Consider the following 23251-nt stretch of genomic DNA (forward strand, 5'->3'; position numbering starts at 1 on the left):
TGGTCGACCGACCACGGTAGGCGCCGCACCCGGGCTGCGGCACCACCGGCAGGCGTACGGTCGGCGAACTTCCGGTGGGCGGCAGCCGAACCGGGCCGGATGCCGCCCGGGTCGGGACGGCGATAGCCTCGGCGGCGGAGGTGAGGTCCGGGTGGTCCAGGTGGCGGTCTGCGGCCCAGCGTCCGCGTCGCCGACGCAGGTGGCCCAGGCCCGCCGGGTGGGCGAACTGCTGGCGACGCGGGGTGCGACGGTGCTCTGCGGAGGCGGCGGCGGGGTGATGGCCGCGGTCGCCGCCGGGGTCCGTGCGCACGGCGGCCTGGTGATCGCGGTACGCCCCGACGACGGCACCGGGGCCGGCCCGTACGCGCAGGCGTCGGCGACGCTGCTGACGAACCTGGGGCAGGCCCGCAACGCGGTGCTGGTGTGCAGCGCCGACGCGGTGATCGCGGTCGGCGGCTCGTGGGGCACGCTCAGCGAGGTGGCGTTGGCGATGCGCCGTGGCGACGTGCCGGTGGTGGTGCTCGGCGGCTGGCGGGTGGTGGACGACTCCGGTGTTCCGGTCGCCGGGCCGTGTCACGTGGACACCCCCGAGGAGGCGGTACGCCTCGCACTGACAACCGACGGTGGCTCCTGATCGGCCAAGGCCGGCCCGGACGCGGTGGTGACCGGTGGGGCGGTGCGGCGGCACCCGGTGCTGCGGGGGAGACTGGACCGGTGAGCGAGCGGACCGGCCTGACGCACGTGGCGTCCTTTGTGCTGCGCGAGTCGGGAAGCGACGCGCCGTTGCCGGAGATCGCCGCTGCCTGGCTGGCCGACGCGGTGCCGCCACCGGCCGTCGAGGAGGCGGTGCCGGCGCTCGCCGAGGCGCTCACCGCCCTCGCCGCCGACGGACTGCTGACGGTGCGCCGGTTCCGGACCTGGCCGGCGGCCTGGGTAGACGGCGCGAGCGTGGCCGGTGAGCGGCTGACCGTCGAGACGCGGGTCGCCGGCACCTGGCTGCCCGGGCCGGCCCGCGACGGCCTGCTGGTCGCCCGGGTCACCGAGGCGGGCAGGGCGTATCTGGGGCGGGCCTAGTCGCTGACCCACGCTTCGCGATTGCCGTGGCAGGATTGCCCGGTGCGCTCACAGCCGAGGTAGTCGGGCGGCAGATCTTCAGCCCGATGGAGGGTGCACGTGCGTCGTAGCACACGAGAAGGTTCAAGCTGCCTGGGTGGTGGCCGTCGTCGCCGGAGAGTTCGTCGGCCTGTCGTCGGGATGGGTCATCACGGTAACCGTGGCCGTGGTGTTGGCGCTGTTCTGGCCGGTGAACACGCTGAACAATGCGTTGGCGGCCAAGGTCAGCCGGCGGCGTACGACGTGGCCCTCATCTCTGTCGGGGAGCGTGACGCCAGCAGATCTCGATCAAACCGCCGAGATCATCATGATGCTGGGGGTGGTGCGGGACAGGTTGGCGGTCGTGATGAAAGGGTGGTCTGCCGCGCATCGGTTTGGCCACGTGGCGCGCACCGCCGCCGGCTTCGACTGGCTGCGCCGGCGGATCGGCACCGGACCTGAGGATCGTCCGGACGACATCTTGAACTCGGCACAACGAGCGCAGAGCGAACCGCGCGTCCGTCGCACGTGGTGACGCCCGGATCGCGGCAGAAGCGAACGTTTGCTGTGCTGGCGGCTGGGTGACTCTGGATGCCGATAGCCTGCGGCCGTGATGCGTGGAGCGGTGTTCCTCGACGTTGACGGGACACTGGTTCCCACACACCAGCAGTTCACAGCACCTGGTGGAGTTGTTGGGCCATGCCGAGGTCGGCAGGCGGAGGCCGGCTACGCCGCCGGCGTCCTGAGCAACGAGCAGGTCTGCGTGCTCGACGCCCGCGGTTGGGGCGTCGCGAAGTCCTGCGGAGGTGCGTAAGTTTCTTGAAGACGCTACCGCTGGTAGAGGGCATCGCCGAGACCGTCGACTGGTGCCGATCCTGGCCACGCTGGCGTGGGACGTCGTGGGCGAGTATTTGTGTGACTGCTTCGGGTTCGAGCGTTCCTGCGGCCCGCGCCTGGAGGTGGTCCGTGGCCGATACAGCGGTGATGTCGCGGCGTATTTCGACGAGGTGGACAAGCGCGACCTCGCGGTGAGCGTGGTCACCGAGCTGGGTGTGCAGCTGAGGCGAGAGCATGCCATAGTCAACGCCCGCCACCGGACGCCCGCTCATCGACGGAAGCGGACATGCCGTGGTCGGCCTGGCCGTAGGCCCTCCACGATCGATCCCGCCTGCCGGCGTCTTGGTGTCTATTCTCGAGCGCTGGTGTGACGCGACCTGGATGGGCGGGTCATCTCGCGGGCGGCCTTCCGCGGGAGCCACGCTTCGAAATGTTTCGGTACCTGTGGCGTCGGCGACGGGCGCGCCCTCTTGTCCAAGTCTGATGGTCTGGCCGTACCCGTCTGCGACCTGCACAAACATGCTTCCGTCAGCCCCTCAACCTCTTGGGGGTTTCCGGAGCATTTCCGGAAGTTGTTGACAGTGTGGCCAGCTGGTATCGATACTCTCCTTTTGAAAGCCATACATGATCATCGATCGTCGGCGTCGTGTGTCAAGGAGGGCCCGTGAACAGCAGCCTGAGACAGCGTAAGAAAGTTGCTGGAGTAGCTTTGCCGACGGCGGTGTTGTTGCTGGTAGCCGGCGCTGTGACGGTCCAGTCCACCGGCCCGGCCGCCGCAGCCGAGACCACGCTGCGGGCCGCGGCCGCCAAGGCCGGGCTGTTCTTCGGCGTCGCCGCCTCACCCAACCGGCTTCACCCGATCGTCGGTCAGGAATTCAACCAACTGACTCCCGAGAACGACATGAAGCCGGACAGGATCGCCACGTCGAGCGGTGGGCTGCAGAACACCGGCGGCGCGGACACCCTGGTCAACCACGCCCGGAGCAACAACATGCTGGTCCGGGGTCACACGTTGGTGTGGCACTCGCAGGCCGGCGCGCTGCAGGGTGCCAGCCAGGCGACGCTGAACACCTTCATCGGCAACGCCATCAACCGCTGGGGCAGCAGGATCGCGTACTGGGACGTCGTCAACGAGGCGCTGGAGGACAACAACACCGGCCGGCGCCGGAACCAGTGGCCGCACAGCATGAACCGGGACGCGAACGGCGACGGTGACTTCTTCGACGCCGGCGACACCGACGTCATCCGGGACTCGTTCATCCGGGCCAAGCAGGTCGTGCAGGCCGGCGGGCTGACCACCAAGCTCTGCATCAACGACTACGACGTCGAGGGCCTGACGGTCCGGGGCGGTACCCCGAACCGCAAGGCCAATGCGCTGTACGACATCGTGCGCACCTACCGGCAGTACATCGACTGCGTCGGGTTCCAGGCGCACTTCAACGACAACCCGAACAGCATCATCACCAACGACCTGCAGGCCAACATCCAGCGCTTCGCCGACCTCGGCGTCGAGGTGCACCTCTCCGAGTTGGACATCGACGACGACCTGAGCAACAACGACATCGGCGCGGGCCAGGCGGAGAACTACCGCAAGGTCGTCCGGGCCTGCTTGAACGTCGCGAAGTGCACCGGCATCACGGTCTGGGGCATTTCCGACAGCGAGTCGTGGCGCTCCTCGGAGCGGGGTCTGCTGTTCAGCGGCGGCAACGGGAACTACCAGAAGAAGGCCGCCTACCATGCGGTCCTCGATGAGCTGAACAAGGGCCGTAGCGCGACCCCGCCGACGACCCCGCCGGTGACGTCCGACCCGCCGACGACGCCGCCGACTGCTGGCTGCTCGGCCACGGTCTCGTTGAACTCGTGGACCGGTGGCTTCGTCGCCACCGTGCGGGTCACCGCCGGCACCTCGCCGATCAACGGGTGGAACGTCCAGCTCACCCTGCCGTCCGGGACCACGGTGACCAACGCCTGGAGCGCCAACCGTACCGGCACCACTGGCACGGTGCAGTTCAGCAACGTCAGCTACAACGGCTCGCTGAACGCCGGCCAGTACACCGAGTTCGGCTTCCAGGGCACCGGGGCCGCCACCGGCCTGACCCCGGTGTGCACCGCCTCCTGAGCACCACCTGTCCTGGACGGGCGGCTTACGCCCGTCCAGGACAGGGCGAGACGGTGATGACGATACTCAGTAGCAAAATCTGAGCTTCCCCTGGAACGTGGAGTGCGACGCTTTGTGATCCGTCCCAGTCCGCCCAGGGGAACCGAATGCACAGTCTGGTGCGATCTCGACGTGCCGAAGTGACGGCCCCCCAGCCGTTCTGCAGCCGCACGTCACCCAGTTTGCGTCGCTAGTGCGTTGTCCATATACGTTCACCGGGCTGTGACACGCCGGGCAGCGTGCCTCCGGCGCTCCCGGGATAACGGGGCTCTCGTCAGCAGGCGACCTCTGGCGAGTGCGGTTGGCCGAGCCGGTACGGCACCGCCCGGCTCAGGATGCTGGCACGGTTGCGGGTTCTTCGCCTGGGGTGGCCGGCGGTTCTGCAATGCCGACGAAGTTCCCGCCCATGGGCCGGATGCGGACCGACCACCCCAGCGCTGTGAGGTCGTCCGTGAGGGTCTGGGCATCGTGGAATACCTTCACGATGCGGTACTGGCTGCCGTCATCGAGCCGGCGCAGCACCGCTGGGGTCGGCTGGTTCGCGAGGACTTCTTCGCTGCCGGCTACGGCGGGGCCGTCGTCGATGAAGACTGCTTTGCCGCCCGGCTTGAGCGCGGTGGCGACGGTGTTCCAGAAGTCGGGCAAGCGCGTCGGCGGGACATGGGAGAGCCAGAAGGCGAAGAACACGGTGTCGTAGCGTCGTGGCGGCTGCCACTCGAACAGGTCGGCCTCAATGAACTGCACGGTAGGGGATGCGGTGCGCGCCCGAGCCAGGGCTAGCACTTCGGATGCCGCGTCGACAGCTGTCACCGAATGCGCCCGCGCGGCGAGCAGAGAGGTCCACTGGCCCGTTCCGCAGGCCAGCTCGAGCACATCCCCGACGATCGGAAGGCCATCGACGACAGCCAGCAACCTCTGCAGGTCTTCGTGCTCTGCATAGGGCCGGTCGTATTCGGCCGCGCCGACCCGGTAGTAGGCCATCTGTTCTGCCAGGAGAACGTCGTCATCCATGCAGGTCCCTCTCATCGATGTTCGGTCAGCGACAAGCGCTCAGCTCGCCAGCTCGGTCGCCACAGACAGTGTCGGCCTTCACCTTTGGGCAAGGTCAAGAGTCATGAGCACCCGGGCCGTCCTCGTCGACTGATCCCGCACCGGCTGTTGCCAGCCGGCGCAAGCTACGGGCAACCGTTCGTGGACAGCCCGCCAGGCGAGGCGCGATGGTGGTGCTCGCGATGCTCGGCCCTGACATCGCCGATGATGACGCCAGCATTGGCGATGCCACTGTGGTCGGCTGACGCGCTACCGGAATGGACGACGATCGCCTTCCCCGAGCCACCGACCCGGTTTGAATCAGGCATCGACGCACCTCCTGGCCGGACGGGGGCAGCAGATACGGCGCACCTAGAGCGAGCAACGCGCCCGCAACGCCGGCAAGACCCCTGGACCAGCTGTCGGATGAGCGCGGCCACCGCCGTACGGGAGGCGGCGGACGACGGCGGCGCGCGGAGAATCCAGCGCCACGTACGCACGGGGAGGTCGACATGGGTGACCGGGAGAAGCTGCACGACCTTCGTCAGCAGGCCCACGACGCGGGTATCGAGGGCAACTCCAAGATGACCGAGGAGCAGCCGCGTGAGGCGCTGCGCAAGGTCGGCAAGGGCGAGCGACCCCAGATGGCCAAGCACGAGGCCAAGCGGTGACTGAGCGGGCGGTGCCGGCACCTATCGGGGTGTCGGCACCGCCCGCTTCCCAGCTGATCGTGGCCAGCAGGCGCGGCAGCCCGCTCGCGAGCGGGTCAGGCGTCGGCGCAGATCCGCAGTGCTCCTGCTCGCCGTTCACCAACGTGCAGCGCTGCTGTTCCTCCTCGTTGCGCTCGGTGTGCTCGGCCACCGCGCGCTGGATGGCATCGTATCCGCCGTTGCCGGTCTGAAAACCGTCGGTGGCTCGGGTGCCGCAGCCGCCAGGGTTGGCCCCTCGGGGGTAACGGGCAGATCGCTGGGACTCGGCGCGCGGCACCCCGGCCGATCGGGCGACTCAGTTCCGTAGGCTCCATCTCTGGTTGCCCTGTCCGTTGCAGGACCAGAGGATGATCCTCGTGCCGTTGGCGGTGCCCGCACCGTTCGCGTCCAGGCACAGCCTCGACTGCACTCCGCTGATACTGCCGTCGGCGTTGACGTTCCACTGCTGGTTCGTACCGCCGTGACAATCCCAGATGATCACCGCCGTGCCGTTGCTGGTGCCGGCGCCGTTGGCGTCCAGGCACTTGTTGCCGTAGACGGTCAACTGCCTACCGGTGGTGTACGTCCAGCGCTGCTGGACACCGGCGCCGCAGTCGAACAGCTGGATCTGGGTGCCGTTGGTGGTGCTGGCGTTGGGCACTTCCAGGCAGCGGCCGGACTGTGCGCCGACGATCTGCTGGCCTTCGCCCGGCGGAGCTGTCGGTGTGGGAGTGGGAGTCGGCGAAGGACCGCCCGAGGGAGGCGAGATGGTGATGGTGAACGTCTCATCCACGTTGCGGTGCGGCAGGTTCACGGTCACGGCGTTGTTGGACAGCGTCATCACCGAGTCCTGCACGGTGACCGGTCCCGGTACCGCGCCGCCAGCGTCGTACGGTATCCGGCTGACCAGCACCCGCACCTGGTTGTTGGCGACGATCCCGTCTGTCGCGTCCAGCCGTTGCAGGTTCACCGAGATGTTTCCCGTCGTTCTGCCACCACCGATGAGGACCTTCGCGACGCCGGTGTCCTTGGTGGCGAACGCGTCGTAGTTCGAACTGGGGGTCACCGACACGATCTGCCCGGTCTGCGACGCGTAGAAGTTGTAGACCCACCATTCACCCTTCGGCTGGTACTGGCCGGAGACGCGGGTCAGCAGGTTGGCCATGTCGTTGTGCAGGTTTCCCCCGCCGGCCCAGTTGGCCCGCAAGCCGTCCGCGCCGGCGCGTTCCAGGCGGGCGATGTACCAGGCGCCGTCACCCGGGTTCTGCTCGTTGGACGCGCCGTACTCGTTGATCTGGTAAGGGCGCGGATGCGCGATGCCCCGCGAGTTGAGTGTGTTGTTCGCGGTCGCCACGTTCGACACCGGGTCGCCGGGCAGGGAGTGCCAGCTGACGATGTCCGGTACCACGTTGTTGGCCTTGACATAGTCCAGGTACTGCGTCCACCAGCCGGAGTTCGAGGGGACGCAGGCGCAGCTCGGTCCGACGATCAGGTGGTCGGGGAAGGCCGACCGGATGCGCTGGTAAGCACGTCGCCACATTTCGAAGTACTGCGCCTGTGGACGGTTCCAGAACAGGGTGATGTTTGGTTCGTTCCAGAGGTCCCACTGCACCGGCGCGCCGGTGGCCCGTACGTCGTTGATGAGCCGGGTCAGGAACGCGTCGTAGTCGCTCCAGTTGCCGTTGTCGCCCGGGAATCGGGAGATGGGGTATCCGTCGGCGCCCCACAGGTCGTGCACGAGCAGCACGAACTCACCGTCCAGCGACCGGGTGCGCAGCAACTGGGCCCGGGTGGAGTTCCACCGCCGGTCGTAGCGGCCGGACACCCAGCCTCCCGGGCTGTCCAGTTGTGCGCCGCCGGCCCGCATGTACCGGAACTTCACGTCCCGGTAGAAGTTGTCCGGCGGGCCGGAGGCGTTCTCGGTCATGCCATAGATCCAGCCAGAGGCCCGGTAGGTCGGAGCACCGGACGACGCCGAGAAGTTGACGGCGAGGGACTCGTCCGCCGCCTGCGCGGCCGACGAGAGGGCAATGGTGGCGGCGGTGAGCGAGGCGGCGACGAGCGCCATGGCTGTGAGGTGGACGGTGAGACGTCGACCGCGTCCGCCGGGATTGGGCTTCATTGGCGACTCCTAGGACTCGGGGGATGGGCGGAGGTGTGACGAATGGACCTGGTCCGCACACTCGTTTCGGGAACCCGAACACGCCGACCTGCCGGCTCGGGGGCCGGTGCTTGCGCGCAGTGAGACCGGTGCGGGCAACCGGGACCGCTGGTCGCCGCCGACCGCGTACCAGAACGCGCGGTGCGACGCGCCGGTCCGGTGGACGGTCTCACCGACGCTCATGTCGTACTCCTCACGAGTCGATTCGACTGCTGCGTACGCAGCTGGCAGCCCTCGGCGAGCCGCGCCGAGGCGTCATGGTCGAAACGATTCGACAAGACCCTAGGCCGCCCAGTGATGTATGTCAATGTCGCTGCTGACGTTGGGTTGGGTGTCAGTGCCCTGGCGGAAGTGACTGCGATCAATCGGACGTCGGTCATCCGGGCCCGTGGGTCGTTGACGGGTCCGGTGGTGCTGAGTATCGTCATACGTCATACCACTTATTGATGTTGGTCGAGATCTGGGGTCCGGCTTCGCAGCGTGGGGGCGATCGCGAAAGGGTCGTCGCCGACGTGCGAGCCGCACGTGGGGTGACCACATCACCTCCGCCCGGGGCCTGGCCGGTATCCGGTTCTCGCGAGTTGACCGTAATCGCTAGAGCCGCCGCAGCTCATCACTGCCGTATGGAGGGCCGCTTGAAGCGCGTCATCACCACCGCAGCTCTTTTCGCCACGGCCGCGCTTCTGGTAGTCGGCTGTACGCCAGGATCGAGCGGCGACTCCGGATCGTCCGACTCGAAGTCGTTCGAGTTCTGGTCGTTCACCGGGATCAACCAGAAGACCGACGTCGAGGCATACAAGAAGAAGCACCCGGACATCAACATCAAGCTCACCGAGGTGGGCAGCACGAGCGAGACGGCCCAGGCACTCACCGCGGCACTGGCGGGCGGCAAGGTGCCCGACCTCGTGCTGATCCAGGGTGACGATCTGCCGAAGTTCATGCAGTCCCCGGACAATTTCGTGGACCTGTCCACGCTCGGCGCCGACAAGATGAAGGGCGACTATCTCGACTGGGTGATGAAACAGTCGACGACCGAGGACGGCAAGATCATCGGAGTGCCGACGGATGTCGGCGGCATGGCGGTCGTGTACCGCACCGACCTGTTCAAGGCCGCCGGTCTGCCCACCGACCGGGACCAGGTCTCCAAGCTGTGGCCGACCTGGGACGCGTTCGCGCAGGTCGGCAAGCGGTACGTCCAGGCGACCGGCAAGCCGTTCCTGGACAACACGCCGACGAGCGTCTTCTTCCAGGCGGTCAACCAGGGAACGGAGCGCTACTACGACGCGGAACGCAAGCTGTCGTACGACAGGAACCCCCAGGTCAAGGCCGCTTTCGACCTCACACTGAAGGTCTATGAGTCGGGCATCTCCGCCAAGATCACCTCGTGGTCTCCCGGATGGACCGCGGGTATGAGCAAGGGTGACTTCGCGGCGATGTCGGCGCCGGCGTGGATGCTCAACGCGATCAAGACCAACGCCCCCGATACCGCCGGCAAGTGGGATGTCGCCACCATCCCCGGCGGCTCGGGAAACTGGGGTGGCAGCTACCTCGCCATTCCCAAGCGAGCGAAGAACCCGAAGGCGGCCTGGGACTACATCGCCGAGATGCAGTCCCCCGAGGGCCAGCTCAACAACTTCCTGTCGAAGGGGAATCTGCCCACAACGCCGTCGGTCTACACGGACCCGAGGCTGCTGGAGAGGACCGAGCCGTTCTTCTCGAACGCACCGATTGGCAAGATCTACACCGAGTCCGTGGTGAATATCAAGCCCTTCTACATCGGTCCGGAGGACGCCACCATCGGCAGTGAACTGCTCAACACCCTCACCAGCGTCGAGCAGGGCAAGGTCGAGCCAGCCAATGCGTGGAACACCGCGCTGACCAACGTCAAGAACGCCCTACGCGGCTGAATCGACGACTGATATGCGGCGGCCGGCGCGGGCCGGCCGCCGCACGTCGGGAAGGTGAGCGCTGTGACCACCATGCTCAGCCCGGCCGCGGCCCCGAAGGCCACCGCCAGGCCCACCCGCAACCGCCGCATCCAGCAGGGCTTACGCGAGCGACTGGCGCCCTACGTGTACGTGGCGCCGTTCTTTCTGCTCTTCTTCGTCTTCGGCCTTTTCCCGCTGCTGTTCACGTTCTACGTCGCCCTGTTCGACTGGGATCCGATCGGCGAGCGACGCTACGTGGGGCTGGCCAACTTCGCCGAGCTCGTTGACGACCCGCGCTTCTGGGGTGCGCTGCGTAACACGTTCAGCATCTGGGTGCTGTCGACGGTTCCGCAGCTGCTGCTCGCGCTCGGTGTGGCGCACATGCTCAACCACGTACGGCTGCGGGCGGCCACGCTGTTCCGCATGTCGATGCTCGTTCCCTACGTCACCTCCGTGGCGGCGACGACCATCGTCTTCGCCCAGCTCTTCGACCGCGACTACGGCATGCTCAACTGGTTCCTCGGATTGCTGGGTTTCCAGCACATCGACTTCACCGCGTCGGTGTGGGGGAGCCACATCATGATCGCCGTGATGGTCGCCTGGCGGTGGACCGGATACAACACCCTGCTGTATCTCGCCTCGCTCCAAACGGTGCCCCGCGAGCTGTTCGAAGCCGCCGCGGTGGACGGCGCCAACGGCTGGAAGCAGTTCCGGCACATCACCATCCCCGCGCTGCGGCCGATCATCGTGTTCACCGTCGTCACGTCGACGATCGGGGGGTTGCAGATCTTCACCGAGCCGCTGCTGGCCAATCCGGTGGGCGGGTTGACGTGCGGAGCGGCGCGGCAGTGCCAGACCCTCACCCTCTTCCTCTACGAACAGGCCTTCGGCCGGTTCCACTTCGGCTACGGCGCCGCCGTCGGCGTCGCGCTCTTCGTCATGGTCGTGATCGTCGCGGCGATCAACTACCTGCTGGTCACCCGCATCCGCTCGGAGCGTCCTTGACGGCCTCACCACGTTTCAGGGCGGGGAACCCGTGCCCTCGCGGGTTGGGTTTCCGGCTTCGCCGGCGGCTGCGTCGCGGTCGCCCCCGACCGTCCTACCTCGCCCCCACGGGCAGCCACGGCAGGACCTGCCGCCAGGATGTTCGTGGGCGGCCCGAATTCCTTCCTACGGCTAACGCCGGGGGTCTCCTTCGGAGGTTCCGATGAATCCCGCGCCCTCGACCGTCAGGCGCGCACCGCATCGCCGGCGCAGTTCCGACCGAGTTCCCTTCGTGGTGTACGCGGTGCTCGGCGTCATGGTGGTCCTCAGCGTGTTCCCGCTCTACTGGATGTTCGTGGTCGCCACCACGGACTCGGCCACCGCGACGAGCCTGCCGCCGCACGTCCTGCCGGGCGGCAACTTCCTCTACCTGGCCGGCCTGGTCTTCGACACCGTGCCGTTCGTGCAGGCACTCCTGAACAGCGTCGTCGTGGCGACCTCGATCGGTGTGGGCCAGGCGCTGCTGTGCGCGCTGGCCGGTTTCGCCTTCGCCAAGCTGTCCTTCCGGGGCCGCAACACGCTCTTCCTCATCGTCGTGCTGACGATGACGGTGCCGGCCCAACTGTCCGTCGTACCGCAGTATCTGATCATGTCGCGGCTCAACTGGGTGGACACCCTTCAGGCGTTGATCGTCCCGGGCCTGGTGAGCGCGTTCGGCATCTTTTGGATGCGCCAGCACATCGTCGGCACCATCGACGACGACCTGATGAACGCCGCCCGCGTGGACGGCGCGACGACCTGGCAGATCTTCTGGCGCATCGCCTTCCCGTTGGTCCGCCCGGCGGCGCTCGTCCTGGGACTGTTCGGGTTCGTCAACGCCTGGAACGACTTCCTGTGGCCGTTCATCGTGCTGAAATCCCCGGAGCGGTACACGGTCCAGATCGCCATCAAGGCGCTGCAGAACAACCGGGACATCGACCTGGGCCTGGCCATGTCGGGTTCGTTCCTGGCCACACTGCCGCTGCTGGTGTTGTTCGTCTTCATCGGGCGGCGTCTGGTGCAGGGGATCATGGAAGGGGCGTTCAAAGGTTGACAGACTCCAGCGCCGCCCCCCAGGCCCGCGTGGTGCTGCCGTCGGTTCTCCGCTCGGGCACCATCCTGCCGGCCGGCGTCCGGCTCACCACCGACCATCCCGATGTCGATGTCAGCTCCGGTGTGATCACCAGCCGCGCGGCGGACGCGGTCGTCGCCCGTATCACGGCGCCGACCGCGTCCGAGGCCACGGGCACGTTCGATGTCACGGTGCTGCCGGCGGACGCGCCGGTACTGCTGGCCGGCACGCGGCGCCCGGACACCGACCCGGCGGTCTACGCACCACGTATCGCGTTCAGCCTGCATCTGGCGCTGGCAACGCCGGACGGCGCGGTCACCCGGCTCAACGACGACCGTGGGGTCCTGTTCCCCCGCGCGGTTCCCACCGAGCACGTTGACATCCATCGCGTGCGTACCCTCACCGATCCGTGGGTGTTCGCGGTCCCCGGTGGGTACGCCGTCGTCGCCTCGCCCGCCCTGTCGGACGGCTCGCCGGAGCCGTCGGCCAACTCGGCGGTCCTGCTGTTCCAGTCGCCCGATCTCATCCGGTACGAGGAGATCGGGCTGGTCCAGGTGGCCGCTGGCGGCGGCGTGCGGCAGCCGCGCGGGGTGTACGACCAGGTACGCGCGGAGTTCGTGGTGTGGTGGACCGACGACGAGGGTGAGATGTGGTCCTGCAACGCGGCCGGGCTACGCGGACCGTGGGCACCTCCCATCCCGGCGGCGACTGCGTGACCCCGACCGAGCAGCTGATCCGCGTCGCGGACAGCATTGCCGGGCTCGCCACCGCGCCGGATCACGCGATCCTCGAGGTCGGCACGGCGAGTATCGCCGGCTGCTTCTGGGCTCCCGAACTGCACCTGATCGGGAATCGACGCGCATCCCGGGATCACCACGCGGGGAAGGTGCGTGGCGCTGCGCCGCATCCACTGGGCCGCCGACGGGCACCTGGTGCTCGATCAGCGACCCGATGAGGAGGTCGCGCCGCAGCTGCGCCGGGTCCGCGCGGTCGTCCGGGTCGCTGCCGCCCGTACCGGCTAGCCGAGCGGGTCGGTCGCGGTCGGCGCCCGCGGCTGCGGGTCGACTCCCGGCCGGGCGCTGGTGCTGCCGGTCGCGGGCGCGATCCCGGACCCAAACCGCAGAAGGAGATGATGTCGCTGTGCGTTGCTCGTTGGCCCGCCACACGCGCAGAGCCGCCCTGGCGGTGGCCGCTGTCCTGACCGCGACCGGTGTACTCGGTCGGTTCGCACCATCCGCACAGGCTCTCCCCGCAGAACACGTCATCGTGGTCGCGCCACCCGGCACCGAGAACGCCAGTGACCGCGGTCCGGGCACCTTCGAACGGCCGCTGGCCACCCTGCGCGAGGCACAACGGCGCGCACGCGTTCAGGCCGCCAAAGGCGACCGTGACGTCGCCGTCGTGCTGCGCAGCGGCACGTACCGGTTGAGTGAGCCGCTGCGGTTCGACGCCGCGGACTCCGGCCGCGACGGTCACACGGTCACCTGGCGGGCGTCGGGTGCAGCGGCCGTCCTCAGTGGGGCCCGGCCGGTGACCGGCTGGCAGCTCGACGACGCCGAGAAGGGCATCTACAAGGCACACGTCGGTACCGGCTTCGATACCCGCCAGCTGTATGTCGACGGGGTCTTGGCACAGCGCGCCCGGATCCGGCTCGCCCGTACCGACATCACGCTCAACCCGACTGGCTTCACCCTCAACAATCCGGAGCTGGCCTGCCTGGCCACCGTGCCGGACCAGCAGCGTATCGACTTCCAGGCGATGCAGTCGTTCACCAACCGGTTCGCACCGGTGCAGGGCATCTCCGGCATGACCGTCGTCATGCAACAGCCCGCCTGGGACAACAACACCTACGGGTACGACGCACTCCAGGCCCCGTTTCGTGCGCCGACCTACTTCCTGCTGAACTCAAGGCACTTCCTGAACGAGCCCGGCGAGTGGTACCTCGACACCACGACCGGGACGCTGTACTACAAGCCGGTGCCGGGACAGGACATGCGGCGTGCGCGGGTCGAGCTGCCGCACCTGGAGTCTCTGCTGCAGGTGGGCGGCACCTATGACGAACCGGTCCGGAACCTACGGTTTCAGGGCCTGACGTTCACCGGTACCACGTGGCTGTATCCCAGTTCACCTGACGGGTACGCGAGCCAGCAGACCGGGGTGTTCATCAGCGGTGTCCAGCCGGACCGCCCCGCAGACGCGTTCACCTCCTGTGCGGTCGGCTGCCGAGGATTCGAAGCATCCCGCAACGGCTGGGCGCAGGCGCCCGCCGCGGTGCAGGTCTCGGCGGTCGACGGCGTCAGTTTCCGCGACAACACCTTCGTCAACCTCGGCTCCATCGGGCTCGGGATCGGCAACGACGCCACCGCCCACGCCACCGGCGTCGGGCTGGGTGCCCACGACGTCTCGGTGGTCGGCAACACGTTCACCGCGAGCGCCGGGGGCGGCATCATGGTCGGCGGCGTGCGTCCGGACGCGCACCACCCGTCGGACCCTCGCATGGTCAACAGCGACATCCACATCAGCGACAACCGGCTCTACGCGTCGGTCCTCGAGTACCTCGACCAGGACCCGATCTTCGCCTCCTACGCCACCCGGCTCACCATCGAGCACAACTACATCGATGGCGCGCCGTACACCGGCATCGGGGTCGGCTACGGGTGGGGCGCGAACGATCCCGGCGGCAGCCCGGAGTACCTCGACCGGGGCCTCTACGAGTTCCAGCCGATCTACCAGACCCCGACGACGTTGCGCGACGTACGCGTGGTCGGCAACCACGTGCGCAATGTCGTGCAGACGATGTTCGACGCCGGCTGCATATACACCCTGTCGGCGATGCCCGGCAGCACGATCGAGGAGAACTTCTGCGAGAGCAGTGGCCAGCTCGGCCTCTACTTCGACGAGGGATCCCGATACCTGACCGTCAGCCGCAACGTGTTCATCGACACCGCCGAACAGTGGGCGCACGCCAACAACCAGAACGGAAACCGCACCGGCGACCTCACCCTGATCGACAACTACGCGACCAACCAGGCGATCACCGGCATCGTCGACGGCAGCCGCGGCAACGTCACCCGCGGAAACGTCACCATCACCGCCGCGAACCCGCCGATCGAGGCCAGCCGCGTCATGTACCGGGCCGGTCCGACCGGTACGTACCGCGGCCCGGCCGACCCGAACCGGCCTCCGGTCGGCGCCGCGCTGTCGGCCGATCCGGTCAGCGTCAGCGCCGGGGGCACCACCACGGTCACCGCGACCGTGGAGAACGTCGGCGACGAGATGGCGTCTGGTCTGACCGCCGCGATCGCCGTGCCGGATGGCTGGCGCGCCGTGCGTACCGGACCGGCGCCGCGGCAGCGGCTCGCCCCGGGCGGCACACAGGCAGTCTCGTGGCAGGTAACCGCACCGGCGTCGCTCTCCACCCCGCTCGCCCGGGCGGCGGTCACGGTCACGATGGGCTTCCTGACCAGTCAGACCCGGTACGAACTGACCAGAATGCTGTACGTGACCGCCGTCACCCCGCTGACGTCCATGGTCGGGTACGGGTCGGTGCCGAGCCAGTTCGGTGAGGCCGACGACAGGTTCGTCATTCTGACCTCGGGGGCGGACATCTGGCAGGACGCGGGCGGCGCCTTCGACGAGTACGGCACCATCTACCGCGACGCCGCGGTAGGAGTTACGTCGACCGTGACCGCGCGGGTCACCGCGATGGAGAACACGAACCCGTGGGCCAAGGCGGGTGTGGCCATCCGCAACGACCTCACCGGCGCCGGCACGTCGCCGGGGTACGCCGTGATGGTGGTGACACCGGGCAACGGGGTCGCGTTCCAGTGGGACGCCAACGGCAGCGGCTACCTCGATTCGTTCAGCGGGGTCGGCGGTGTCCGGGCGCCCGCGTGGGTGCGGCTGGTCCGGTCAGGCAGCGAGGTCAGCGGCTACTACTCCACCGACGGCATTACCTGGACCACGGTCGGCCCGACCGTCAACCTGGCCGGCATCGCCGAAACGCAGGACGCCGGCCTGATCGCCACCTCCCACGCCGCCGGGGTGACCGGCGAGTTCAGCTTCAGTGATTTCACCGTCACCCCTTGACCACCACCGATCGCCACTTCGCCCAGCCCAGCTCACAGTTGGGGTGCAGGCGTGTGCCCCCGGCCTTGGGGTTGGCCGGGGGCACCGCGAGGTTGGGTCAGACGTATGGGCTCTGGGTCAGCAGGTGGGCCCTGTAGCCCTCGCCGACGCCGGGTTCCGGTGTGCCGGCCCAGTCCTTGATGAGCACGGCGCCGCCGGTGCAGCCCCAAGGGTTCCAGGTCCAGGCCAGGTACCCCATGTCGTGCGCGTCGGCCCAGGTGACCAGGCGTTGCATGTAGTCGAAGTTGCAATCGTCCTGACCGAACTCACCGATGACGACCGGCACCTGCTGCGCGAGTGGGGCGATCTGGCTGTCCCAGCAGGACTCGCTCGCGCAGGCGTTGAAGCTGTACGCGTGCCAGGAGGCGGCGATGTTGTTCAGCGGGTCCTTCGGCTTGTACGTCAGCCATTCGCGCATGTCGTTGGTCCATTCCAGGCCGCCGACCATGAGCATGTTGGTGGCGCCGGTGGCGCGGACCGCGTCGACGAGGTCCTGCATACCGGCGGCCTCGTAGGGGAGGCCGGTGCAGGTGCCGCCGTCGCGGAGGCATTGCCAGCCCAGGGTCTTGTTCCATTCGGCGGGCATGTCCGGGTACGGCTCGTTGAACAGGTCGAAGACGACGGCGTCGTTGCCTTTGAAGGTGTTGGCGACGCCGGTCCAGAACTGTGGGGCGTACCGCGCGTCCGGCATCGGCTTCTGGCAGGTGGCGTGCTCGTCCTTGCAGTGCCAATCCGGGCTGTTCGTGTAGGCGCCCCAGGTCCAGTGCAGGTCGAGGATGACGTTGATGCCGTTGGCGACCAAGAGGTCAACGTAGTCCTTGACGCCCTGCTGGTAGGTGGCGCCGCTGGGTGAGCCGTTGACGCCCAGCCAGCACTCCTCGTTCAGCGGAATCCGGACGGCGTGGATGTTCCAGGTCTTCATCGCGTCGACGGATGCCTGGTCGACCGGCCCGGAGTCCCACAGGCCCTTGCCCTGGACGCAGGCGAACTCGCCGCTGGAGCGGCTCACGCCCAGCAGCCGGTACGCCTTGCCGTCCCCGGTCAGGATCTTGTTGCCGGACACGCGCAGCTTCGGCGCCGGACCGCTCGGAGGTGGCGTTGTGGTGGTCGGGGACGGGCTGGCGGTCGGTGTGGTCACCGAGCCCGTGCACACGGTGCCGTTGAGCGCGAAGGACGGGGGTATCGGGTTGGCGTCGTTCCATGCGCCGAGGAACCCGATCGAGGTGGACGCGCCGGTGCCCAGTGACCCGTTCCAGGTCATGCTGGCCGCGGAAACGCGGGTGCCGGACTGCGTCCAGGTCGCACTCCAACCCTGCGTGACGCGCTGGCTGGCGTTCGGGAAGTCGAACGTCAGCGTCCAGTTCGACATCGGGTCACCGAGGTTGGTGATGGCGACGTTGGCGGTGAACCCGCCTTTCCACTGGCTCTGCACCGTGTACGTGACGGAGCAGCCAGATGCGGCCGCCGCGACGGGAGGGGTTGCCGTTGCGATGCCACCCAGTACCAGCGCGCTGGCGGCGCCGGCGGCCAGTAGTGCATGACGGTGTTTCATCTGATCTCCTCGTGGATGGGTGAGGGATCGATGGGAGCGCTGCCGACATCCTTTATTAGGCAGGTTACGAAAGTCAATACGCCGCATGACCGAGGCTCAGGTGCGCAGGAGGAGGCGACGGGAGCAGCTCAGCAGGGGGTTAAGTAAGGTGACCCGGCAACCGACGGGACGGAGGGGGCATCGTGGCGACGGGCCCGATCTGGGCAAGCCGGCCGAAGACCCGTGGCCTGGTCCTCGATCTGATCAGGTCGGCGCGCACGATCACCCGGATCGAGCTCGCCGAGGCGACGGGTCTCACCGGAGCGACGATCTCCGAGGTCGTGCGCGAGCTCATGGGCGACGGTCTGGTAGTCGAGGCTGGTCGGGGTGCGCCGACGGGCGGCAAGCCACGCACGCTGGTCCAGCTCAACCCGCTGGCCCGCTACAGCGTCGGTATCCAGCTCGAGCGCAACACGTGCGTCATCGTCGTGGTCGACCTGGCCGGCCGGCAGGTGGCCCGCACCTCGTTCCAGGGTGTGGCGACGATGCCGCCGGGGCAGGCGCTGCCGCTGGTGGCCGCGCAGGTCGAGGCGCTGCTGGCCACGGCGGCGGTCGATCGGGACAAGGTGTTGGGGGTCGGCCTGGTCAGCTATGGCCCGCAGGATCGGCGCGTGGGTGTGCTGTTGACGCCGCAGCCGACCGACGAGTGGCTCGACTACCCGGTCGCGCGGCGGCTCTCGCAGAGCCTCGGGCTGCCCGTCCTGCTCGACAACGACGCCGTGGCGGCCGCTGTCGGCGAGTACTGGATGGGTGCGGTCGACCCACGCAGCACCTACGGCTGCATCTATATGGCCACCGGTATCGGCGGTGGGGTCGTGGTCGCCGGTGAGGTCTATCGGGGCAGTTCCTCGAACAGTGTGGAGATCGGCCACATCTCGGTCGACGTCAACGGCGACGAGTGTCCGTGCGGCAACGTCGGCTGCCTGGAGAACTACGCCGGCCCGTCGGCTCTGGTCCGCCAGGCCCTGGCGACGCCGGGGCTCGCTCGACGGCTGGCACTCGATCCGGCCAGCGCCGACTTCCTCACCGAGTTCGCGCGGGTCGCGGCCGCGGCGAACGCCGGCGATCCCGCCGCCCGGGCCCTTGTCGAGCAGTCGGCGCGCTATCTCGGGTCTGCCGCCGTCACCATGACGATCCTGTTCGACGTGGACGCGATCGTCCTCGCCGGCCCGAGCTTCGCTGCCGCCAGCTCGATCTACCAGGCGGTGATCCAGCAGGAGGTGGACCGCCGCACGTTCGCCCGGCGGGCCCATCCAGTGCGGGTCGTACCGTCGGTCAACGGGTCGGACGCGGCAGCGATCGGCGGTGCGGTCCTCGTCCTGCAGAGCGAGCTGACCCTGGCGCGTTCCCGCCCGGAGGACGTCGCCAGGCCGGTGTCCGCCGGCGCGGGCGAAGCGCCCTGACCCACCCTTACGCGATGGCGCATGCCGCTGTTGGGATTGCGGCACGATGTGGAGCCCGCGCTCCGGCAATCATCAAGTTGCCTAAGAAGGTCGTCAATAGGTTCCGGCAGCGCAGGCGGCGCCAAGCAGCGGCGGGACGCGAGCCTCGCCACGTCCGACCATCCTGCTGCGGTTGACTTACTTAAGTTGCCTACGTAAGGATGCGGTCGCCGACCGACGACGAGAGGGCGGATGATGCGCGAGACCTTGCACGACGGCTGGTTCCTGCGAGCCGTGGGAGGGCCGGTGCCGGACGTCCTCGTGGGACGGCAGGTCCCCGCTCAGGTGCCCGGCAGCACCCATCTCGACCTGATGGCCGCGGGCCTCATCCCGGATCCCTTCCTGAATCGGAACGAGGCGGAGCTGACCTGGATGCACCGCGTCGACTGGCAGTACACGACCGGGTTCCAGACGCAGGCACCTCGGCCCGGCGAGCGGGTTGAGCTGGTCTTCGACGGCATCGACACGGTCGCCACCATCGAGCTGAACGGCCACCTGCTCGGCCACACCGCCAACATGCACCGCGGCTACCGATTCGACGTCTCCGAGTCGCTGCGCGACGGCGGCAACGACCTGACCGTGACGCTGAGATCCGCGCTCACCCAGGCCGAGCAGATGGAGGCCCGGCTCGGCTGGCGTCAGCGGGCCTACCCGCACCCGTACAACGCGATCCGCAAGATGGCCTGCTCCTTCGGCTGGGACTGGGGACCGGACCTGCAGACCGCCGGCCTCTGGAAACCGGTACGGCTGGAACGCTGGGACACCGCTCGCCTGGCCCGGGTGCGCCCGCTCGTCGCCGTCGACGCCGACGGCACCGGCCGCGTCGACGTACACCTGGAACTGGACCGCGCCGCGGACCGCGACTACACCGCGGTGGTGGCGGTCGGCGACCGCGAGGAACGGGTCACCGTCTCCGGCGACACCGCACACGTCACCGTCCTCGTGCCGGACGCCCGGCTGTGGTGGCCGGTCGGCTACGGCGACCACCCACTCTACGAGCTGACCATCACGCTCCTGGCCGACGGCGAGCCGGTGGACACCGACCGGCGCCGGATCGGGTTCCGCACGGTCACCGTGGACACCGAGCCGGACGAGATCGGCACGCCGTTCACCTTCGTCGTCAACGGCACCCGCGTCTTCGCCAAAGGCGCCAACTGGATCCCGGACGACCACTTTCTCACCCGGATCACCCCCGAGCGGCTCGCCCGCCGGGTCGACCAGGCCGTCGACGCGAACATGAACATGCTGCGGATCTGGGGTGGCGGCATCTACGAGACCGACGACTTCTACGACGCCTGCGACGAACGCGGCATGATGGTGTGGCAGGACTTCCCCTTCGCGTGCGCCTTCTACGCCGAGGAGGAGCCGCTGCGCGGCGAGGTCGAGGCCGAGGCCCGGGAGAACATCACCCGGCTGGTCGCCCATCCGTCGCTCGTGTTGTGGAACGGCAACAACGAGAACCTCCCCGCGTACACCGACTGGGGCTGGCAGGACGGCCTGCAGGGACGCAGCTGGGGGATCGGCTACTACGCCGATCTGCTGCCCAGGCTCGTCGCCGAGCTGGACCCCACCCGCCCGTACGCGCCGGGCAGCCCGTACAGCCCTGGCGACCTGCCACCCAACGGCGCCGACCACGGCACCCGTCACGAATGGGACGTCTGGAATGTCGTGGACTACACCCACTACCGCGACCACGTGCCGCGGTTCTGCGCCGAGTTCGGTTTCCAGGGACCGCCCACCTGGGCCACCCTCACCCGGTGGATTCACGACCAGCCGTTGACCCCCACCTCGCCGGCGTTTCTGCTTCACCAGAAGGCCGATGACGGCAACGGCAAGCTGCACCGCGGCCTCGCACCCCACCTGCCGGTCCCGGCCGACTTCGCGCAGTGGCACTGGGCGACCCAGCTCAACCAGGCCCGCGCGGTGGCCTTCGGCATCGAACACTTCCGCTCCTGGTGGCCACGCACCGCGGGAGCCCTTGTCTGGCAGCTCAACGACTGCTGGCCGGTCACCTCGTGGTCCGCTGTGGACAGCGATGAACGGCCAAAACCCCTCTACTACGCGATCAAGCACGCGTTCGCGCCCCGGCTGCTGACCATCCAGCCCCGCGCGGGCAGGCCCACGCTGGTCGTGGTCAACGACCACGACCAGCCCTGGACCGGTACCGTCCTCGCGACCAGACAGACCTTCGACGGCGACGTGCTCGCCACCGCTGATCTGCCGCTCAGCGTTCCGCCCCGATCGACCACACTGCTTGACCTCACCGACGACCTGCTCAAACCGGCCGACCCGAGGATCGAGGTGCTGATCGCCGCTGCCGACGGTGTCCGGGTCCACCACCTGTTCGCCGAGGACCGCGACCTCGGCTACGACCCGACGCCGTTCACCGCGAGCGTCACACCCGCGGCCGGTGGCTACCGGGTCGACGTGCGAGCCAACTCGTACGTCCGAGACCTCGCCCTGCTGGCCGACAAGGTCGCACCCGACGCGATCGTCGACGACATGCTCGTCTCGCTCGCGGCGGGCGAGACGCACAGTTTCTTCGTACGCACGACGGTGAACCTCCAGCTGCCGTCCGCTCTGGTGAATCCAGACGTGTTGTGCTGTGCCAACGCGGCAGCCGGGGCCGTCGAGAGCCGCCGATAAAGGCCGTCCCACGAGATCGATCAACCATGTCGCAGTGGTCCTCACGGTCCTCGTGGTGGCCGCGCACGTCGGCACCTACACCTACGTGACGAACCCGAGAGGGGAAACGGTCCCGCCCGATGATCGGCGGTCACCGTAGAGCGCCGTGGAGCGAGGCCGGACGATCACCAGCTTTCGACCGCCGTCAAGGGCCTGGTCGGGACTCGTGGGTCCACGGTCGGCCCGTGAGATGATGGCGCCCATGGGGAAACAGCAGGACGTCGGCGGACCCAACCGTCACAGTGGGTCAGATGCCGCCGCGGACGGTGCGACGGGTGGCAGCGTCGATGCGCGGCTCGCCGTCGCGCGGGACCCCAGGACGCCGCAGATGACCCTCATCGACCTGGCGTCCGATCCGTCGGCCGTGGTCCGTAAGGCGGTCGCGACCCGCACCGACGCGCCCGCGCAGGCACTGCGGCCGCTGACCCGCGACCACGATCGTCAGGTCCGGGAGGCCGTGGCGAGAAACCCCTCGACCTCGGTCGCCAATCTCCGGCTACTCGTCAAGGATGCCGACCGGTGGGTGCGCTGGGCGGTCGCCGGCAACCCGGCCTGCGACGAGTCGATTCGCCGGGTGATGGCGGAGGCTCCCGACAAGGAGCTTCGCGGTCTCCTCGCGGAGACACCCGACCTGGAGCCCGAGCTGGCCGCGCGGCTGGTCAACGACGTCTCACCCGAGGTACGGGAACGACTCGGCACCCACACCCGCGACCCCGACGTGATCACCGCCCTGATGGCCGATCGCACCGTACGCGTACGCAAGGGACTCGCCCGCAACCCGCGGACCACCAGCGCCCAGCGCAGCGCACTTGCCCAGGATCCCGTGGCGGACGTCCGCGCCGCCCTGGTGCTCGCGGTCGAGCTGGACGAGGTGGATCTGCGGCGCCTGGTTGACGACCGCTCGGTGCAGGTGCGGATGGCGATGGCGACGTCGGAGGTGGTCCCGCCGCACATCCGGCACCTGCTCGGCCGCGATCCCGACGAGATGGTTGCCAGCGCGGCGCGGGACTTCCGCCCCGGGTCGGGCAGTGCCCCGGTGGTACGGGCTCCGCGCATCGGTCACCGGGCCTCCGGGACCGGTCGAGGCCGACCGGGCGGCGCCCGGCGCTGAGGTCGGCGGAGCCGCTGTCATCCGCCGCACCCGATTTCGGCCCAAATCAAACACAGGTCACCTCCACCACGTCACGGGACGTGACCGACGCGGTCATGGTCAGCGGGGGCGGCTTAACCAAGTCGTCGCCAGCCACAGCCGGGTCGCTGACCTCCGAAGCGACGAAAGTTGCTGCCGGGACATGCCCTGGTCGGGCAGCTCACCGGCAGTAGCATCCGCAGCGGTCGGGTGGCTTCGCCGGCCGCGCCCGGGCCGCCGTGTCCCGAACGGGCTGACACGGGCGAGATAGTTGTCACGGACCAGCA

18 protein-coding genes are annotated in these 23251 nt (G+C 68.5%); 15 read left to right on the plus strand and 3 right to left on the minus strand.

Annotation, left to right across the window (positions count from 1 at the left end):
* Positions 1 to 151 precede the first annotated feature (151 nt).
* From E1166_RS01525 to E1166_RS01545, 5 genes are all read left to right on the plus strand, one after another.
* Entirely contained in the window at positions 152 to 634 is a 483-nt protein-coding gene (locus E1166_RS01525; RefSeq protein ID WP_132335071.1) for a dethiobiotin synthetase, read from the plus strand.
* A gap of 80 nt (positions 635 to 714) precedes the next feature.
* Entirely contained in the window at positions 715 to 1074 is a 360-nt protein-coding gene (locus tag E1166_RS01530; RefSeq protein ID WP_165944202.1) for a hypothetical protein, read from the plus strand.
* 136 nt (positions 1075 to 1210) lie between these two features.
* Positions 1211 to 1627, plus strand: coding sequence for a hypothetical protein (locus E1166_RS01535; protein WP_132335075.1), 417 nt, complete (start codon positions 1211 to 1213; stop codon positions 1625 to 1627).
* A gap of 331 nt (positions 1628 to 1958) precedes the next feature.
* Complete coding sequence (locus tag E1166_RS01540) at positions 1959 to 2300, plus strand: hypothetical protein (protein WP_132335077.1); 342 nt, start codon at positions 1959 to 1961, stop codon at positions 2298 to 2300.
* 350 nt (positions 2301 to 2650) lie between these two features.
* Positions 2651 to 4048, plus strand: a complete 1398-nt coding sequence (locus E1166_RS01545) for an endo-1,4-beta-xylanase (protein WP_243710074.1) — start codon at positions 2651 to 2653, stop codon at positions 4046 to 4048.
* Between the two features lie 369 nt (positions 4049 to 4417).
* Here E1166_RS01545 and E1166_RS01550 read toward each other — a convergent pair whose 3' ends face one another.
* On the minus strand, positions 4418 to 5098 hold the full coding sequence (locus E1166_RS01550) for a class I SAM-dependent methyltransferase (RefSeq protein WP_132335082.1): 681 nt from the start codon (positions 5096 to 5098) through the stop codon (positions 4418 to 4420).
* 530 nt (positions 5099 to 5628) lie between these two features.
* Here E1166_RS01550 and E1166_RS30690 point away from each other — a divergent pair.
* Positions 5629 to 5787 (plus strand): hypothetical protein, encoded by a 159-nt coding sequence (locus E1166_RS30690; protein WP_165944203.1) that lies wholly within the window; start codon positions 5629 to 5631, stop codon positions 5785 to 5787.
* Between the two features lie 334 nt (positions 5788 to 6121).
* On the opposite strand, the gene E1166_RS01555 is transcribed toward E1166_RS30690, so the two are convergent.
* On the minus strand, positions 6122 to 7927 hold the full coding sequence (locus tag E1166_RS01555; RefSeq protein ID WP_132335084.1) for an RICIN domain-containing protein: 1806 nt from the start codon (positions 7925 to 7927) through the stop codon (positions 6122 to 6124).
* 485 nt (positions 7928 to 8412) lie between these two features.
* Here E1166_RS01555 and E1166_RS01560 point away from each other — a divergent pair, with 485 nt between their 5' ends.
* The 6 genes from E1166_RS01560 (at position 8413) to E1166_RS01575 (ending at position 16078) form a co-directional block, all read left to right on the plus strand.
* Positions 8413 to 9873, plus strand: coding sequence for an extracellular solute-binding protein (locus E1166_RS01560; protein WP_207913903.1), 1461 nt, complete (start codon positions 8413 to 8415; stop codon positions 9871 to 9873).
* 72 nt (positions 9874 to 9945) lie between these two features.
* Positions 9946 to 10899 (plus strand): sugar ABC transporter permease, encoded by a 954-nt coding sequence (locus tag E1166_RS01565; protein WP_132335186.1) that lies wholly within the window; start codon positions 9946 to 9948, stop codon positions 10897 to 10899.
* 271 nt (positions 10900 to 11170) lie between these two features.
* Positions 11171 to 11971, plus strand: coding sequence for a carbohydrate ABC transporter permease (locus tag E1166_RS01570; protein WP_243710075.1), 801 nt, complete (start codon positions 11171 to 11173; stop codon positions 11969 to 11971).
* Positions 11968 to 12705: a hypothetical protein gene (locus tag E1166_RS30695; RefSeq protein WP_165944204.1), complete on the plus strand. Its 738-nt coding sequence runs from the start codon at positions 11968 to 11970 to the stop codon at positions 12703 to 12705. The genes E1166_RS01570 and E1166_RS30695 overlap by 4 nt, the downstream gene beginning before the upstream one ends.
* Positions 12706 to 12879: 174 nt before the next feature.
* Positions 12880 to 13011: a hypothetical protein gene (locus E1166_RS32430; protein ID WP_279433200.1), complete on the plus strand. Its 132-nt coding sequence runs from the start codon at positions 12880 to 12882 to the stop codon at positions 13009 to 13011.
* A gap of 244 nt (positions 13012 to 13255) precedes the next feature.
* Entirely contained in the window at positions 13256 to 16078 is a 2823-nt protein-coding gene (locus E1166_RS01575) for an NEW3 domain-containing protein (RefSeq protein ID WP_165944205.1), read from the plus strand.
* A gap of 97 nt (positions 16079 to 16175) precedes the next feature.
* On the opposite strand, the gene E1166_RS01580 is transcribed toward E1166_RS01575, so the two are convergent.
* On the minus strand, positions 16176 to 17669 hold the full coding sequence (locus E1166_RS01580; protein ID WP_132335088.1) for a cellulase family glycosylhydrolase: 1494 nt from the start codon (positions 17667 to 17669) through the stop codon (positions 16176 to 16178).
* Positions 17670 to 17851: 182 nt separating this feature from the next.
* On the opposite strand from E1166_RS01580, the gene E1166_RS01585 reads away from it, so the two are divergent.
* From E1166_RS01585 to E1166_RS01595, 3 genes are all read left to right on the plus strand, one after another.
* On the plus strand, positions 17852 to 19111 hold the full coding sequence (locus E1166_RS01585; RefSeq protein WP_132335090.1) for an ROK family transcriptional regulator: 1260 nt from the start codon (positions 17852 to 17854) through the stop codon (positions 19109 to 19111).
* Between the two features lie 231 nt (positions 19112 to 19342).
* Positions 19343 to 21796 carry a glycoside hydrolase family 2 protein gene (locus tag E1166_RS01590; RefSeq protein WP_132335092.1) on the plus strand — a complete coding sequence of 818 codons (2454 nt, stop codon included), beginning with the start codon at positions 19343 to 19345 and terminating at the stop codon, positions 21794 to 21796.
* A 367-nt stretch (positions 21797 to 22163) separates the two neighbouring features.
* Positions 22164 to 22946, plus strand: a complete 783-nt coding sequence (locus E1166_RS01595) for a hypothetical protein (protein WP_132335094.1) — start codon at positions 22164 to 22166, stop codon at positions 22944 to 22946.
* Positions 22947 to 23251: the final 305 nt, after the last annotated feature.

It is taken from the genome of Micromonospora sp. KC213 (genome assembly GCF_004348325.1).
Classification (GTDB): domain Bacteria; phylum Actinomycetota; class Actinomycetes; order Mycobacteriales; family Micromonosporaceae; genus Micromonospora.

Coding starts and splice junctions, on each gene's coding strand:
- E1166_RS01550 (WP_132335082.1), bottom strand. CDS start 5,098: ATGGATGACGACGTTCTCCTGGCAGAACAGATGGCCTACTACCGGGTC.
- E1166_RS30690 (WP_165944203.1), top strand. CDS start 5,629: ATGGGTGACCGGGAGAAGCTGCACGACCTTCGTCAGCAGGCCCACGAC.
- E1166_RS01555 (WP_132335084.1), bottom strand. CDS start 7,927: ATGAAGCCCAATCCCGGCGGACGCGGTCGACGTCTCACCGTCCACCTC.
- E1166_RS01560 (WP_207913903.1), top strand. CDS start 8,413: ATGTTGGTCGAGATCTGGGGTCCGGCTTCGCAGCGTGGGGGCGATCGC.
- E1166_RS01565 (WP_132335186.1), top strand. CDS start 9,946: ATGCTCAGCCCGGCCGCGGCCCCGAAGGCCACCGCCAGGCCCACCCGC.
- E1166_RS01580 (WP_132335088.1), bottom strand. CDS start 17,669: ATGAAACACCGTCATGCACTACTGGCCGCCGGCGCCGCCAGCGCGCTG.
- E1166_RS01590 (WP_132335092.1), top strand. CDS start 19,343: ATGATGCGCGAGACCTTGCACGACGGCTGGTTCCTGCGAGCCGTGGGA.
- E1166_RS01595 (WP_132335094.1), top strand. CDS start 22,164: ATGACCCTCATCGACCTGGCGTCCGATCCGTCGGCCGTGGTCCGTAAG.